At 57.8% G+C, this 14,505-nt stretch carries 17 protein-coding genes; 4 read left to right on the forward strand and 13 right to left on the reverse strand.

Annotation, left to right across the window (positions count from 1 at the left end):
- The first annotated feature begins 59 nt into the window (after positions 1 to 59).
- Genes ACO0LO_RS25255 through ACO0LO_RS25265 form a run of 3 tightly spaced genes read left to right on the forward strand, consistent with a single transcriptional unit; the run spans position 60 to position 2,765 of the window.
- On the forward strand, positions 60 to 1,103 hold the full coding sequence (locus ACO0LO_RS25255; protein WP_422968631.1) for a type IV pilus twitching motility protein PilT: 1,044 nt from the start codon (positions 60 to 62) through the stop codon (positions 1,101 to 1,103).
- A 46-nt stretch (positions 1,104 to 1,149) separates the two neighbouring features.
- Positions 1,150 to 2,286, forward strand: a complete 1,137-nt coding sequence (locus tag ACO0LO_RS25260; RefSeq protein WP_422968633.1) for a PilT/PilU family type 4a pilus ATPase — start codon at positions 1,150 to 1,152, stop codon at positions 2,284 to 2,286.
- Complete coding sequence (locus tag ACO0LO_RS25265) at positions 2,283 to 2,765, forward strand: glutathione peroxidase (protein WP_422968635.1); 483 nt, start codon at positions 2,283 to 2,285, stop codon at positions 2,763 to 2,765. The genes ACO0LO_RS25260 and ACO0LO_RS25265 overlap by 4 nt, the downstream gene beginning before the upstream one ends.
- Before the next feature lie 51 nt (positions 2,766 to 2,816).
- Here the strand turns inward: ACO0LO_RS25265 and ACO0LO_RS25270 are convergent, their stop codons facing one another.
- The 11 genes from ACO0LO_RS25270 to rplM form a co-directional block, all read right to left on the reverse strand.
- Positions 2,817 to 3,542, reverse strand: coding sequence for an LrgB family protein (locus ACO0LO_RS25270; RefSeq protein ID WP_422968637.1), 726 nt, complete (start codon positions 3,540 to 3,542; stop codon positions 2,817 to 2,819).
- Entirely contained in the window at positions 3,539 to 3,871 is a 333-nt protein-coding gene (locus tag ACO0LO_RS25275) for a CidA/LrgA family protein (RefSeq protein ID WP_422968639.1), read from the reverse strand. The genes ACO0LO_RS25270 and ACO0LO_RS25275 overlap by 4 nt, the downstream gene beginning before the upstream one ends.
- Before the next feature lie 58 nt (positions 3,872 to 3,929).
- Positions 3,930 to 5,153 (reverse strand): glycolate oxidase subunit GlcF, encoded by a 1,224-nt coding sequence (glcF, locus tag ACO0LO_RS25280; protein WP_422968641.1) that lies wholly within the window; start codon positions 5,151 to 5,153, stop codon positions 3,930 to 3,932.
- A 2-nt stretch (positions 5,154 to 5,155) separates the two neighbouring features.
- A complete protein-coding gene (gene glcE / locus ACO0LO_RS25285; RefSeq protein WP_422968643.1) occupies positions 5,156 to 6,220 on the reverse strand; it encodes a glycolate oxidase subunit GlcE in 1,065 nt (354 codons plus the stop codon).
- A 16-nt stretch (positions 6,221 to 6,236) separates the two neighbouring features.
- Positions 6,237 to 7,724 carry an FAD-linked oxidase C-terminal domain-containing protein gene (locus tag ACO0LO_RS25290; protein WP_422968645.1) on the reverse strand — a complete coding sequence of 496 codons (1,488 nt, stop codon included), beginning with the start codon at positions 7,722 to 7,724 and terminating at the stop codon, positions 6,237 to 6,239.
- A gap of 140 nt (positions 7,725 to 7,864) precedes the next feature.
- The gene (erpA, locus tag ACO0LO_RS25295) at positions 7,865 to 8,215 is read right to left on the reverse strand and encodes an iron-sulfur cluster insertion protein ErpA (RefSeq protein WP_422968647.1); all 351 of its coding nucleotides are present in this window, start codon (positions 8,213 to 8,215) and stop codon (positions 7,865 to 7,867) included.
- 152 nt (positions 8,216 to 8,367) lie between these two features.
- A complete protein-coding gene (locus ACO0LO_RS25300) occupies positions 8,368 to 8,760 on the reverse strand; it encodes a bactofilin family protein (RefSeq protein WP_422968649.1) in 393 nt (130 codons plus the stop codon).
- 12 nt (positions 8,761 to 8,772) lie between these two features.
- A complete protein-coding gene (locus ACO0LO_RS25305) occupies positions 8,773 to 9,456 on the reverse strand; it encodes a DUF6776 family protein (protein WP_422968651.1) in 684 nt (227 codons plus the stop codon).
- Between the two features lie 54 nt (positions 9,457 to 9,510).
- Positions 9,511 to 10,548 carry an N-acetyl-gamma-glutamyl-phosphate reductase gene (gene argC / locus ACO0LO_RS25310; protein ID WP_422968653.1) on the reverse strand — a complete coding sequence of 346 codons (1,038 nt, stop codon included), beginning with the start codon at positions 10,546 to 10,548 and terminating at the stop codon, positions 9,511 to 9,513.
- 331 nt (positions 10,549 to 10,879) lie between these two features.
- A complete protein-coding gene (gene rpsI, locus ACO0LO_RS25315) occupies positions 10,880 to 11,272 on the reverse strand; it encodes a 30S ribosomal protein S9 (protein WP_188566679.1) in 393 nt (130 codons plus the stop codon).
- 9 nt (positions 11,273 to 11,281) lie between these two features.
- Entirely contained in the window at positions 11,282 to 11,710 is a 429-nt protein-coding gene (rplM, locus tag ACO0LO_RS25320) for a 50S ribosomal protein L13 (RefSeq protein WP_188566680.1), read from the reverse strand.
- 479 nt (positions 11,711 to 12,189) lie between these two features.
- Here rplM and ACO0LO_RS25325 point away from each other — a divergent pair, with 479 nt between their 5' ends.
- Positions 12,190 to 12,639, forward strand: a complete 450-nt coding sequence (locus tag ACO0LO_RS25325; protein ID WP_422968655.1) for an OsmC family protein — start codon at positions 12,190 to 12,192, stop codon at positions 12,637 to 12,639.
- 37 nt (positions 12,640 to 12,676) lie between these two features.
- Here the strand turns inward: ACO0LO_RS25325 and ACO0LO_RS25330 are convergent, their stop codons facing one another.
- Entirely contained in the window at positions 12,677 to 13,444 is a 768-nt protein-coding gene (locus tag ACO0LO_RS25330; protein ID WP_422968657.1) for a BPSS1780 family membrane protein, read from the reverse strand.
- A gap of 9 nt (positions 13,445 to 13,453) precedes the next feature.
- Complete coding sequence (locus ACO0LO_RS25335; RefSeq protein ID WP_422968659.1) at positions 13,454 to 14,416, reverse strand: homoserine kinase; 963 nt, start codon at positions 14,414 to 14,416, stop codon at positions 13,454 to 13,456.
- Between the last annotated feature and the right edge of the window lie 89 nt (positions 14,417 to 14,505).

Below are 14,505 nucleotides of genomic sequence, written 5' to 3' on the forward strand. Positions count from 1 at the left end.
CGCACCAGCCCGCCGCCTCGTTTGCTTGCAATCTATCTTCTATCGTTATCGGATTATAAATGGACATTTCAGAACTACTCGCCTTTTCGGTCAAGAACAACGCTTCCGATCTCCATTTATCGTCAGGCCTGCCGCCGATGATACGGGTGCACGGCGATGTGCGCCGCATCAACCTGCCGCCGCTGGAACATAAAGACGTGCATTCGCTGATCTATGACATCATGAATGACTCGCAGCGCAAGGCTTATGAAGAAGTGCTGGAATGCGATTTTTCCTTTTCCATCCCCGGCCTGGCGCGTTTCCGCGTCAACGCGTTCAACCAGGAACGTGGCGCAGCAGCGGTCATGCGGACCATTCCTTCCAAGATCCTGAGCCTGGAACAATTGAATACGCCGAAGATTTTTGCAGAGCTGGCAATGAAGCCGCGCGGACTGGTGCTGGTGACCGGCCCTACCGGCTCCGGCAAATCGACCACGCTGGCGGCGATGGTGAACCACCTGAACGAAAACGAATACGGCCACATCCTGACGGTGGAAGACCCGATTGAATTTGTGCATGAATCGAAAAAATGCCTGATCAACCAGCGCGAAGTCGGCCCGCACACAATGTCTTTCCAGAATGCGCTGCGCTCGGCCTTGCGTGAAGATCCGGATGCGATCCTGGTTGGCGAGCTGCGCGATCTGGAAACGATACGCCTGGCGCTGACAGCGGCGGAAACGGGCCATTTGGTGTTCGGCACGCTGCATACTTCGTCTGCGGCAAAAACCATTGACCGTATCGTCGACGTGTTCCCGGCGGAAGAAAAAGAAATGGTGCGTTCAATGCTGTCCGAATCGCTGCAGGCGGTCATCTCGCAAACCCTGCTGAAGACCAAGGACGGCAGCGGCCGCGTCGCTGCACATGAAATCATGCTCGGCACGCCGGCGATCCGCAACCTGATCCGCGAAGCGAAGATTGCGCAAATGTATTCAGCGATCCAGACCGGCAGCAATATCGGCATGCAGACGCTGGACCAGAACCTGACCGACCTGGTGCGCCGCAACGCCATCTCGGCAGCAACCGCCAGGGCCGCGGCGAAGATCCCCGACAATTTCCCAGGTTAACCCCTGAACAGACAGTTCAACCCGCTTTTAAAAGGCTCTGAGAAATATGGAACGCGATCAGGCAACCAAATTCATGCACGACTTGCTGCGGCTGATGCTGACCAAGAACGGCTCGGATTTGTTCATTACTGCAGAATTCCCTCCCGCCTTCAAGATAGACGGCAAGGTAACCCCCGTATCCAACCAGGCGCTGACGCCGGCGCACACGGTGGACCTTGCCCGGGCCATCATGAACGACAAGCAGGCGGCGGAATTTGAAGCCACCAAGGAATGTAATTTTGCGATCAACCCTGCGGGCATGGGACGCTTCCGCGTTTCTGCATTCATGCAGCAGGGCCGCGTCGGCCTGGTGCTGAGGACCATCACCACCGCGATTCCCAAGTTTGAAGACCTGGGCCTGCCGAGCAATCTGAAAGAAGTGGCGATGACCAAGCGCGGCCTGGTCATCATGGTGGGTGCGACCGGCTCCGGTAAGTCGACGACGCTGGCGGCAATGATAGGCTACCGCAACGCCAACAGCTACGGCCACATCCTGACGGTGGAAGATCCTATCGAATATGTGCATCCGCACGGCAATTGCATTGTCACGCAGCGCGAAGTGGGCATCGATACCGAGGACTGGGGTGCAGCGCTGAAGAATTCGCTGCGGCAGGCGCCGGACGTCATCCAGATCGGCGAGATCCGCGACCGCGAAACCATGGATTTCGCCATCGCGTTTGCCGAAACAGGCCATCTTTGCCTGGCTACCTTGCACGCGAACAGTGCCAACCAGGCCATGGACAGGATGATCAACTTCTTCCCGGAAGAACGCCGCGCGCAGCTGCTGATGGATTTGTCGCTGAATCTGAAGGGCGTGATTTCTCAGCGCCTGCTGCCTATCAAGGGGAAAAAAGGCCGTGTTGCCGCGGTCGAGATCCTGCTCAATACACCGTTGATTTCCGACCTGATCTTCAAGGGCAATGTGCACGAGATCAAGGAAATCATGAAAAAGTCGCGCGAGCTGGGCATGCAGACTTTCGACCAGGCGCTGTTCGATCTGCATGAAGCCGACCTGATCACCTATGAAGATGCGCTGCGCAATGCCGACTCGGTCAATGAGCTGCGGCTGGCCATCATGCTGCAGGGCAAAGACGCCAAAGACCGCGACCTGAGCGCGGGCACCCAACACCTAGGAATTGTATGAGCAACCTGGATTTCACCGCCAACAGCCTGCAAGGCAGCCAAGTCGACCTGAAACAGTATCTGGGCAAGGTGCTGCTGATCGTCAATACCGCCAGCAACTGCGGCTTTACGCCCCAGTACAAAGGCTTGGAAGCGGTCTACCAGCAGTTCAGGGACAAGGGCGTGGAAGTGCTTGGATTTCCGTGTAACCAGTTCGGCCATCAGGAGCCCGGCAACTCTGACGAGATCGGCGCCTTCTGCGAGAAAAACTACGGCGTCAGCTTTCCATTGTTTGAAAAAATCGATGTCAATGGCAGCAATGCACATCCGCTGTACAAGCACCTTAAAGCAAAAGCGCCCGGCCTGCTGGGCAGCGAAGCAATCAAATGGAATTTCACCAAATTCCTGGTGAAGAAGGACGGCACAGTCTTCAAGCGCTATGCACCGGCGACTGCCCCCAAGGAGCTGGTGGAAGATATAGAAAAGCTGCTGGCAGAGTAACACCGCCTGCCTTGGCCCCGTTTAAAAACTGCCTGCGCCGCCAGGCAGTTTTCATATCAGGCCCAGTAATTTCAGCGCAAGCGGCAATAGCAGCGCCGTCAACAGGCCGGAGATGCCCATCGCCAGCCCGGCAAAAGCGCCCATTTCTTCACTGAACTGGAATGCGCGCGCCGTGCCTATGCCATGCGCACTGACACCGAGCGCAAAACCGCGCACGCTATCGTCTTTTATCTTCAGCACATCCAACAGCCCACGCGCCATGGTTGCACCGGCGATCCCGGTCAGCATCACCAGCACCGCCGTCAGCGAAGGCAGGCCGCCTATTTTTTCCGATACACCCATTGCAATCGCCATCGTTACGGATTTAGGTGCAATCGACAGCACCGTCGCCGGCGATGCGTCCAGCGCCCATGCCACACCCATCGCGGTGGCTATCGCCGTAGCGCTGCCGAGCAGCGAGCCCATCAGGAACGCAAACCAGTTACGCCGCAGTTTGCCGACTTGCTGGTACAAGGGAATCGCCAGCGCCACGGTGGCCGGCCCCAGCAGGAAGTGGACGAACTGGGCCCCGGCAAAGTAAGTTTTATAGGAAGTGCCCGTCAGGCTTAACACCAACACCAGCATTGCCACGGCGATGGCGACCGGATTGGCCAGTGAATTGAACCGCGTCTTTGCGTAGATGGCGTAGGCAAGCTGGTAGGCGATCAGTGTGGCGGTGAGTCCCAGCAGCGGCGAGGCAGCCAGATAGACCCAGATATCGGTCAGGCGGCCCGTCATTTCTGCAGCCAGCGCACGACCAGCGCAGTCACGGTAATCGAAACGGCGGTACTGGCCAGCAGCGCGACGGCCAGCGGCAGCCATTCAGCCAGCACCTGCTGTCCCAGCACCATGATGCCGACTCCGGCAGGGATGAACAGCAGCGACAGGTGCTTCAGGAATTCCTGCACCGTGGGGGCCAGCTTCTGGGCCATGTCCTTTTTCAATAACAGGTAACAGAACAACAGCAGCATGCCGATCACCGGCCCGGGAACAGGCAGGCCAAGCAGATACGCCAAGCCTTCGCCCAGGCTCTGGAAGATCAGCAGGATAGTGAATGTCTGTATCATGCGCCCAGCTTAGCGCTAGTCACAGCAGGCGTCCAGCAACCCCGCAAGAATTTTCACGTCAGGACAACGCCTGATCCACCAGTTCTATCCAATGCCGGACCGGCACCTCGGTCCCCGATTGCAAATGCGTCAGGCAGCCGATATTGGCCGACAGGATCATCTCCGGCCCGGTATCCAGCAGGTTGCGCAATTTGTTGTCGCGCAACTGGTAAGACAATTCCGGCTGCAGCACCGAATACGTGCCGGCCGAGCCGCAACACAGGTGGCTGTCGGCGCATAACTGCACATCGACACCGGCGCTGCGCAGCAAGCCCTCTACCTTGCCGCGTATCTGCTGCCCGTGCTGCAGGGTGCAGGGCGGGTGCCAGGCCACGCGCTTGCCGGCCTTGCCCGCGAGCTTGCCGGATAGCTGCGCCTCGAACTGCGGCAGCACTTCACTGAGGTCTTGCGTCAGCGCCGAGATGCGCGCAGCTTTTTCTGCATAGGCGGCGTCATGCGCCAGCAGGTGGCCGTACTCCTTGACGGTGACGCCGCAGCCCGACGCCGTCATCACGATCGCTTCTGCGCCGGCTTCCACATAAGGCCACCAGGCTTCGATATTGCGCCGCATATCATCGAGGCCTGCCTCCTGCTCATTCAGGTGATAGCGTATCGCGCCGCAGCAGCCAGCCTTGGGGGCAACGATCAGCTGCACACCCAGCGCATCCAGCACCCTGGCGGTGGCGGCGTTGATGTTGGGCGACATCGCCGGCTGCACGCAGCCGTCCAGTAGCAGCATCTTGCGCGCGTGCTGGGCCTGCGGCCATGCACCGGCAGGCTGCGCCTGCGCCACCTTGTTCTTCAGCGCCTTGGGCAGCATTGGCCTCAGCATCTGCCCGGCCTTCATTGCAGGCGTAAACAGCCATTTGCGCGGCAGCAGCTCCTGCAAGGCCTTGCGCTTGAGGCTTTGCCCCAATGGCCGCGGCACCTGCTCATCGACGACCTTGCGGCCGATATCCACCAGGCGACCGTATTGCACGCCGGACGGGCAGGTGGTTTCACAGTTGCGGCAGGTCAGGCAGCGGTCTAGGTGCATCTGGGTTTTTGCAGTAGCGGGCTTGCCTTCCAACACCTGCTTGATCAGGTAGATACGGCCGCGCGGGCCATCCAGTTCGTCACCCAGCAATTGGTACGTGGGGCAGGTCGCGGTACAGAAACCGCAATGCACGCACTTGCGCAGGATCTGGTCTGCCTCCTGGCCTTCGCGGGTGTCTTTGATGAAATCGGCGAGATTGGTTTGCATGGTCAGAAGTCTTTATACATCCTGCCGGGATTGAATATCCCTGCCGGATCGAAGGCGCTTTTCAGCTTGTGGTGGATCGCCGCAATGGCCGGCGCCAGCGGCGTGAATACGCCCTGCCCCTTGTCGCCGCCGCGGAACAGTGTGGTATGGCCGCCAGCCCTGGCCACTTCTTCGCGTATCGTTCGTGGCTCCATGTCGCTGTACAGCCAGCGTTGAGCGCCGCCCCACTCTATCAGTGACTTTCCCTTCAGCACCATAGGCGGCGTGGTGGACGGCAGCGACAGGCGCCACAGGCCGCGGTTGTCATCCTGCGTAAAGAAATCGTGAGTCTGCTCGCGCAGCGATGTCCAATAGGCGTCGGCATGGTCCACTACCTCGCCGCCCAGCTTTTGTTTTGCAGCACGCACTGCCGCTTCCGCACCGGACAGGCGCAGCATCAGGCGGCCCACGTGCCAGGCGCTGGCGGAGATAGGCAGCGCCTGGCCGCCCCACTGGTTCAGTCGCGCCAGCGCATCCGTTTCCGACAACGCAAATACCAGGGTGGTTTCAGCAAAAGGTTTCGGCAATACCTTGACCGACACTTCCGTGATCAAACCCAGGCTGCCCAGCGACCCCGTCAGCAGGCGCGACACGTCATAGCCGGCCACATTCTTCATGACCTGGCCGCCGAAATGCAGCAATTCTCCCTTGCCGTCCAGCAGGCTGACGCCCAGCACAAAATCGCGTACTGCTCCCGCAGCAGGACGGCGCGGGCCGGACAGGCCCGCTGCCACCACGCCGCCTATCGTCGCGCCTTCGCCGAAGTGCGGAGGTTCAAATGCCAGCATCTGGTTCTGCTCCGCCAGTGCGGCCTCTATCTTGGCCAAAGGCGTGCCGCAACGCGCCGTGATCACCAGTTCGGTAGGGTCATAGGCAATAATTCCTGCGTAAGCGCGGGTATCCAGCAGCTCGCCGCGCGGCGTCTGCCCATACCATTCCTTGGTACCGCCGCCCTGTATGCGCAGCGCGGACTTCGTTGCACCGGCGGCCAGGATGCGTTGGCGGATGTCTTCCAGTAGTTGATCCATGTCTCGGTTCATTTTTTTAAAAGCGTTCCAGCTCAGGGAACGGCAGTGCGCCACGCTTGACGTGCATGCGGCCGTATTCCGCGCAACGGTGCAGGCTGGGAATAGCCTTGTCCGGGTTCAGCAGGAAGGGCGTATCGAATGCACGCTTGACCGCAAAGAAGGCCTCACGTTCGGTTTCGGAAAACTGCACGCACATGGAATTGATTTTTTCTATACCCACGCCGTGCTCGCCGGTGATCGTCCCTCCCACGGCAACGCATAGCTCCAGGATGTCGGCGCCGAACTGTTCGGCGCGGTGGAATTCGCCCGGCTGATTGGCGTCGAACAAAATCAGCGGATGCAGGTTGCCGTCGCCTGCGTGGAAGACGTTGGCGCAGCGCAGTCCGTATTTTTGCTCCATCTCCGAAATGCTGATCAGCACCTGCGCCAGGTTCTTGCGCGGTATCGTGCCGTCCATGCAGTAGTAATCCGGCGAAATACGGCCTGCCGCCGGAAAAGCGTTCTTGCGGCCGGACCAGAATTTCAGGCGCTCCGCTTCCGACTGCGATACCGCTATCGCCGTTGCACCGGACTCTTGCAGCACCGCCGTCATGCGCTGGATTTCCTCTTCAACTTCGTCGACGGTGCCGTCGGATTCGCACAGCAGGATGGCTTCGGCATCGATGTCGTAGCCCGCCTTCACAAAAGGTTCCACCATGCGCGACGAGGTCTTGTCCATCATCTCCAGCCCGGCAGGAATGATGCCGGCTGCGATCACATTGGCGACTGCATTGCCGCCCTTGACCACGTCGTCAAAGGACGCCATGATGACGCGCGCCGCCTGCGGCTTCGGCACCAGCTTGACGGTCACCTCCGTCACCACGCCCAGCATGCCTTCGGAACCGATGAATACCGACAGCAGGTCCAGGCCCGGCGCATCCAGCGCGCCGCTGCCCAGTTCCACCGCTTCGCCTTCGATAGTAATCATCCGAACCCGCAGCACGTTGTGCACGGTCAGTCCGTATTTGAGGCAATGCACGCCGCCGGAATTTTCGGCAACGTTGCCGCCTATCGTGCAGGCAATCTGCGACGACGGATCCGGAGCGTAATACAGGCCGTGCCGGGCCACCGCATCTGAAATCGCCAGGTTGCGCACACCGGGCTGGACGATGGCGGTGCGGGCATAAGCGTCCACTTTGACGATGCGGTTCAGTTTCGCCGTGGACAGCACTACACCGTCGGCAATCGGCATCGCGCCGCCGGACAAGCCGGTGCCGGCGCCGCGCGGCACGATCTGCACCTGCAACGCGCGGCAAACGTTCAGCACGGCGATGACCTGTTCTTCATTCTCAGGCAACGTCACCACCATCGGCAGCTGACGATAGGCCGCCAGGCCGTCGCATTCGTAGGGACGGGTATCTTCTTCCTGAAACAATACGCACTGCGTGGGAATCGCGGCACGCAGCGCGGCCACTACCTCGCGCTGACGCTGGCGGTACATGTCGCCTGAACTTGTCTGCTCCATAGTCATTCCTTTTTTATCAGGCTTCCAGTTTAATGAATGTCGGACAAGCAGTGGTGAATTGTTGCGGAGATCAGCGCTGAATTAATTTCAGGCCATAAAAAAAGGACGCCGCAGCGTCCTTTTTGCACAACAAGCTACGATCAGGCCGAGAACGAGGAACCGCAGCCGCAGGTAGTTGTCGCATTCGGGTTCTTGATCACGAACTGCGCGCCTTCCAGGTCATCCTTGTAATCGATCTCTGCACCGACCAGATACTGATAGCTCATCGAGTCGATCAGCAATTGCACGCCGTTCTTGGTCATGGCAGTGTCGTCTTCGTTGGTGATTTCATCAAAAGTGAAACCATACTGGAAGCCGGAGCATCCGCCGCCTTGCACGAACACACGCAGTTTCAGGTCGGGGTTACCTTCCTCTTCAATCAATTGCGCGACCTTGGCGGCGGCGCTATCGGTAAAAATAATCGGTGCTGGCATTTCGGCTATGGCGTTCATCTCTTGCTCCTACAATTCAGTCAGGCCTTATTATAGACCCTAATTCGATATCGCATGTTTTGCCGCCCAAAAAACGGGCAGCGGCTTCAGGTTGTTTCAGTATACGATGAAAGGGTTTGTGTTCATTTATTCAACAAACCCCTGCGTACGGACTAGGCTCCGTTGGACGACGCCAGCTTCAGCATCGGCTCGGAAAGCTGGTCATGCGCCAGTTTGCCGGCAACCAGTGCGCCGCTCATCATTTCCAGTGCCTTGTAGTGCACATCTCCAGATATGCGGGCTTTCGGCTGCAATTCAATCAGCTCGGCGGAAAATACCGGGCCATTGATCTCGCCGTTGACAACAATGTGGCCGGCGCGTACTTCGCCGTCTATTTTTGCCTGCTCGGAGATCACCAGCATGCTGGCTTCGCCCGGCTCGGCAATTACATTGCCTTTGACATAACCGTCAATACGCAGGCCACCCTTGAAGTGCAGGTTACCCTCTATGGTCGTGGCGACGCCAATCAGACTATCAATCGTACTCTTGTTTTTGCGGCTGAACATGGACAAGCTTCCTTACAGATTAATCGATTGTTGAGCGCGTACCTGGCCACGATCCACCACTTTTGCCTGCACTGCCTTGACCGTCGCGCCGTCCGGCAAGGGAATCAGTCCTTCCAGGCGCTGATAGTGTTTGAATGACAATTTTAGCTTGGCAGAATCACCAGCCTTGGGATCGGGGAATTGCATCATAACACTTTTGCCTGCCTGCACAAGCGTCAGGTTATATTGCAATTCTCCATTGAAATCATTGCTGCCCTTGCCACCCTGCATGACCAGGATGCGGTAGCGCAACTGATTAGGTGCGGCCATATCCGCCGCCAGTCGCTGCACGGTGATCCCCTCCGGCCCGGTGGCCGACGGCATCAGGCTTTCAAAGAAGGAAAGGTCGTCTTTCAGCTTCAGGTTGTCTGCGGTCAGCGTCTTGATCTGGTCGGTCAGTTGCTTTTGCATGGAGCGGTCGATATTCATCTGGCTTTCCACCGTGTTGGCGGATACGGCCAGCTTGTCGCGCTCGGCAGTCAGGTCGTCGACCTGCTTTTGCAAGACTTGCAATTTTTCCTTGCTGGCCTTGGGTTCGAACCCCGTCAGGCTGCGACCCAGGTCATAGGTCCACATTGCCATTGCCCCTCCCAGACCGACCACCAGCGCTACCATGGCCACCGTCACAGGCCACGGCCGCTGTTGCTTGATCGTCATTTTCGACGCTGCGATGCGCCGCTTCCATGAAGACGTCTTAGCCATGGGCACGGGTTATGGCATCACCGGCACATGCATCAGGCCGGTAGTCTCTTCCAGCCCGAACATCAGGTTCATGCACTGCACTGCCTGGCCGGATGCACCCTTGACCAGATTGTCCTGCACCACCAGCACAACCACGGTATTGCCGTTGTCCGGACGGTGCAGCGCCAGCCTCAGCATATTGGAGGCGCGGGTGGAGCGGGTTTCAGGGTGGGAACCGAACGGCATCACGTCCACGAAAGTTTCATCCTTGTAGGCATCCACAAACAGGGCCTGCAATTCTTCATTGCTGATATCCCGTGCCAGGCGGCCGTACAGCGTCGAGTGCATGCCGCGTATCATGGGCACCAGGTGCGGCGTGAACAACAGGCCGACCTTATCTGCCGTCATGCGCTGCAGCTGCTCTACGGTTTCCGGCGTATGCCGGTGGCCGGATACGCCATACGCCTTGAAGGTATCGCTGGTCTCCGAAAACAGCAGACCCAGCTCGGCTTTGCGGCCTGCGCCGGACACGCCGGATTTGCAATCGGCAATCAGGCTGCCGGCATCAATGACGCCCGCTTTCAGCAGCGGATAGAAACCGAGCTGCATCGTCGTCGGGTAGCAACCCGGATTGCCGACAACGCGTGCCTTTTTGATCGCATCGCGATTCAGTTCCGGCAGGCCGTACACGGCCTCTTCCAGCAAATTGGTGCAGCTGTGCGGCATGCCGTACCATTTTTCAAACTGGCGCACATCCTGCAGGCGGAAATCAGCCGCCAGGTCGATGACCTTGACGCCGGCAGCCAGCAGTTCCGGCGCCTGCGCCATCGCCACGCCGTGCGGTGTCGCAAAGAACACGACATCGCATTCGGTCAGCCTGGCTTTGTCGGGAGAAGAGAAAGCGATATTTACGCGGCCACGCAGCGAAGGATACATGTCAGCGACGGGCAAACCGTCTTCCTTGCGGGAGGTAATGGCCGTTATCTGCACCTCCGGATGCGTCGCCAGGATGCGTAGCAACTCCACGCCGGTATAACCGGTACCGCCAACAATGCCAACCTTGATCATACTATGTCCTTTTCACAATAAGACGATAAGCGCCTAGTGCCTTTTACCCGACCACCCGGTGCCGCGAAATTTTGCAAGCTTTCCGGGCGAGCAACGCAGCCGCAGCCACATTACCTGAAAGAAATTTTGTCCGTATTCTAGCAGGAGTTTATCCCGCCTCAAGCATGCAGACTATTGGTTTTACAAATTGAGATATCGCGCAGGCGAAGACATTACTTTAGTAAGGCAAGACCGCAGCAACGCCGTTATCGCTTCAACTAACAAGTGCAACCCAAAATAAAAAAAGCCGCCAGGTTGTAACCTGACGGCTTTTTGAGCAGATATCCGCAGATTAACGCTTGGAGAACTGTTTCGCGCGACGTGCTTTGCGCAGACCAACTTTTTTACGTTCAACTTCACGTGCATCACGAGTAACGAAACCGGCTTTGGACAGCTCTGGTTTCAGTGTTGCTTCGTAATCGATCAGCGCACGAGTGATACCGTGGCGAACTGCACCAGCCTGGCCGGACTCGCCGCCGCCGTGTACATTGACCATGATGTCGAATGTTTCGAGGTGGTTAGTCAGTTCCAGAGGCTGGCGAATGACCATCAGGCCAGTTTCACGAGAAAAATATTCGTTAGCTGGTTTACCGTTTACAACGATCTTGCCGCTGCCGGATTTCAGGAAGACGCGAGCTACTGCACTCTTGCGACGGCCGGTTCCGTAATTGTAGTTACCGATCATGTCTTATCCTTACAGGTCGAGTACTTTAGGTTGCTGCGCAGCGTGCGGATGGGAACCATCTGCGTACACTTTGAGCTTCTTGATCATCGCGTAGCCGAGTGGGCCTTTAGGCAACATGCCTTTGACTGCCTTCTCGAGTGCGCGACCTGGAAAACGCTGTTGCATTTTCTGGAAATTGGTTTCATAGATACCGCCTGGATAGCCAGTGTGACGGTAGTATGTTTTGTTCAGGGCTTTAGTGCCCGTCACGCGCAGTTTGCCTGCATTGACAACAACGATAAAATCGCCCGTGTCGACGTGAGGAGTAAATTCCGGTTTGTGTTTGCCGCGCAAACGGAGTGCCACTTCGCTGGCAACACGTCCGAGTACTTTATCTGTCGCGTCAATCACGAACCAGTCGCGCTGCACTTCGTGTGCTTTAGCGGAAAAGGTTTTCATGATGAATCCTAAATTAAAAGTAAAAACGCTCTTTCGGTGGTTCCGGCACTTACCGCCTGCCGGACTCGCCCTTTTATTACCTCTCCCCTGAGCGTACAGGAGAGCCCTAAATTATAGTATTTTCAAAGACTTACTGTCAAGGCCTGTATAAATATTAGGCACACGGCAGGTTTTGAGGGCGGAGGGGGGCAAAAAAAACCCGAAGCGGTTGGCTTCGGGTTCAATCCACTTCATAGGAGGAGGTGGAGGAGACAAACTGCGTGGCTAGCCCGGAAACCGGGAGACAATTAACCGATAGGTCAATAATAGGATACAAAATTGTGCAGTGCAAGATAATTTCCTAGTCGGCTGTCACTAAAAAGCGGCAATTCCCGGGGCAAACGTTTCACCTTGCGCCGCAACGCCGGCGGTCTACGTCCCGCGACTGGGCTACAATATAAAAACGACTGTTAATTACATATTGTTTTATAAGGAAAAGCATGGAAGCTACCGTACGCTGGACCGGATCATCCGGCATGACCTTTCTAGCCGAGACCGGTTCAGGCCATATTGTCACGATGGATGGCGCGCCAGATGGCGGCGGCCGTGATCTGGCGCCGCGGCCCATGGAAATGGTGCTGGTCGGCACCGGCGGCTGCACCGCCTATGATGTCGTGCTGATTTTACGCAAGGGCAAGCAGGACGTGCGCGGCTGCGACGTCAAGCTGACGGCAGAGCGTGCCGACACGGAACCCAAGGTATTCACCAAGATCAACTTCCACTTTACGGTACGGGGCCGCAACCTGAAACCTGCGTCGGTGGAGCGCGCCATCAAGCTATCGCATGAAAAATACTGCTCGGCGTCGATCATGCTGGAAAAGACCGCGGAAATGACGCACAGCTTCGAAATCATTGAAGATCTCGATCTGCCCTCAGAGCATGCTGCCTGATTAAACAGGTAGCCAAGACGGCAGCCTGGGGCAGCGATCAGACGCTGTCGTCAGGCGTGCCGAATATTTCCGTGTAAGTCGGATAAAAAGACAGGTACATGACGACCGTCAGCACCAGGGTGATAGGGATAACGATCATCACCACCACAATCGCCTGCCCGACTATCACCGCCACCAGCACGCTTAGCAAGGTCGGCAGCAGCACGCTCAGCACCGCCCAGGCCAGGCCGTAGACGGTAAAGGCGCTGCCTGCGCCGCGTACGGCGAAGAAGCTGTAGAACACAGCCTTGCCGACCGGCATCTTGTTCCATGCGATCAGCGGCGCGGCATACCAGAAAGCCATCATCGCAGGCAGGTAGGCCAGCGCCGCCACCAGCATGCCGGTAAACAGGCTGGATTCCCGCATTGTCTTGTTGTCCATCGGCTTTTGCCCGAGGATGAAATCCCATAACGCACCGCCGTCCACCAGGCTGGAAATCGCAATCGCCGCGACAGCTGCCACGATGTACAGCAAGCCGAGCTGCAATAGTTTCAGGAATGCAGGGGAACGGAAACCCGTCAGCAACAGGTTGGGATAGACGCGCTTGCCCTGCTCTACGTGCCTGCAGGCCTGCATGAAACTCATGGCAAATACCGGGATCAGCATCAGCGGCAAGAATTGCCCTACTACGGGCAGGATCCCTATCGCCATGCTGAGAAACATATAGGCAAAAAACAGGGTTAATAATTCCGCCGGCTGCTTGAGGAAGAGCTTAAAGCCCTGTTTGACCCACAGCCAGCCGGTTTTTGCATTCGGCTTGTTCATACTAAATCATCAATTCCCAGGTAAAGCAGGCGCAGGCAAGGAGACACGCAGGCGTAGTATGCGCTCAAAATGGCCGGGATCGTGCGGCGTCAGCATCTCTGCGTCGCGCGGCAAATGGTAGTCGTACAGGCGTGACAGCCAGAAACGCAGCGCCGCGGCGCGCAGCATGGCCTGCCAGCCGCTGCGCTCGGCGCCGGTGAAAGGACGCACCGTGTGGTAGGCCAGCAGCATCGCCTCCACTCTCGCTAGGTCCAGCGCGCCGCTGGAGACGTCAATGCACCAGTCATTGACGGTGACGGCTACGTCGAACAGCCAGGTATCACAGCCGGCAAAGTAAAAATCGAAAAATCCGGTCAGCCGGTCGCCGTCGAACATCACGTTGTTGCGGAACAGGTCGGCGTGCACTGGGCCGCGTGCAAACGCGGCGTATTCCGGCCCCGCGGCAAAAGCTTGCTGATATTGCATTTCGTCGCGCAGCAATTGCTGATTAGACCCAGACAGGAAGGGCAGCACCACCGGCGTAGTCGCCTGCCACCAGTCCAGTGCGCGCAAATTCGGCTGGTGGAGTGGAAAGTCCTGCCCTGCCAGATGCATGCGCGCCAGCATGGCGCCGACTTCAGCGCAATGCGCAGGCTGCGGCGACATTTGCGAAGAACCTTCCAGCTTGCTGACAATCGCCGCAGGCTTGCCGTGCAGCGATGCCACCAGCTCGCCCTGCGCATTGGCAATCGGCGCAGGCACCAGCACGCCACGGTCTGCCAGGTGGCGCATCAGCTTCAGGTAAAACGGCAATTGCTCGAAACTCAGGTTTTCGAAGATGGTCAGTACGTATTCGCCTGCGTCAGTCCGGATGAAGAAATTGCTGTTTTCGATACCGGAAGCAATTCCCTTGATCGCCAGCGCTTTGCCTAGCGGGAATTGCGTCATCCATGGCCCCAGGTCGTCCAGGCTAACCGATGTAAATACTGCCATATCTATAAAAACGTCTTAAAGCGGGTGAAAGGAAGGCTGGCCAAACACTGCAGGCGGCCATGCATTTATGCGGGGTGCCAGGAAGCGGC

Origin of the sequence: Undibacterium sp. TJN25 (genome assembly GCF_049339885.1) — a bacterium.
Taxonomy (GTDB): domain Bacteria; phylum Pseudomonadota; class Gammaproteobacteria; order Burkholderiales; family Burkholderiaceae_D; genus Undibacterium.

Coding starts and splice junctions, on each gene's coding strand:
- ACO0LO_RS25300 (WP_422968649.1), bottom strand. CDS start 8,760: ATGTTCAGCCGCAAAAACAAGAGTACGATTGATAGTCTGATTGGCGTC.
- ACO0LO_RS25270 (WP_422968637.1), bottom strand. CDS start 3,542: ATGACGGGCCGCCTGACCGATATCTGGGTCTATCTGGCTGCCTCGCCG.
- ACO0LO_RS25265 (WP_422968635.1), top strand. CDS start 2,283: ATGAGCAACCTGGATTTCACCGCCAACAGCCTGCAAGGCAGCCAAGTC.
- rplM (WP_188566680.1), bottom strand. CDS start 11,710: ATGAAAACCTTTTCCGCTAAAGCACACGAAGTGCAGCGCGACTGGTTC.
- glcF (WP_422968641.1), bottom strand. CDS start 5,153: ATGCAAACCAATCTCGCCGATTTCATCAAAGACACCCGCGAAGGCCAG.
- ACO0LO_RS25305 (WP_422968651.1), bottom strand. CDS start 9,456: ATGACGATCAAGCAACAGCGGCCGTGGCCTGTGACGGTGGCCATGGTA.
- ACO0LO_RS25260 (WP_422968633.1), top strand. CDS start 1,150: ATGGAACGCGATCAGGCAACCAAATTCATGCACGACTTGCTGCGGCTG.
- ACO0LO_RS25335 (WP_422968659.1), bottom strand. CDS start 14,416: ATGGCAGTATTTACATCGGTTAGCCTGGACGACCTGGGGCCATGGATG.
- ACO0LO_RS25325 (WP_422968655.1), top strand. CDS start 12,190: ATGGAAGCTACCGTACGCTGGACCGGATCATCCGGCATGACCTTTCTA.
- argC (WP_422968653.1), bottom strand. CDS start 10,548: ATGATCAAGGTTGGCATTGTTGGCGGTACCGGTTATACCGGCGTGGAG.
- ACO0LO_RS25255 (WP_422968631.1), top strand. CDS start 60: ATGGACATTTCAGAACTACTCGCCTTTTCGGTCAAGAACAACGCTTCC.
- ACO0LO_RS25275 (WP_422968639.1), bottom strand. CDS start 3,871: ATGATACAGACATTCACTATCCTGCTGATCTTCCAGAGCCTGGGCGAA.
- glcE (WP_422968643.1), bottom strand. CDS start 6,220: ATGGATCAACTACTGGAAGACATCCGCCAACGCATCCTGGCCGCCGGT.
- erpA (WP_422968647.1), bottom strand. CDS start 8,215: ATGAACGCCATAGCCGAAATGCCAGCACCGATTATTTTTACCGATAGC.
- ACO0LO_RS25290 (WP_422968645.1), bottom strand. CDS start 7,724: ATGGAGCAGACAAGTTCAGGCGACATGTACCGCCAGCGTCAGCGCGAG.
- ACO0LO_RS25330 (WP_422968657.1), bottom strand. CDS start 13,444: ATGAACAAGCCGAATGCAAAAACCGGCTGGCTGTGGGTCAAACAGGGC.
- rpsI (WP_188566679.1), bottom strand. CDS start 11,272: ATGATCGGTAACTACAATTACGGAACCGGCCGTCGCAAGAGTGCAGTA.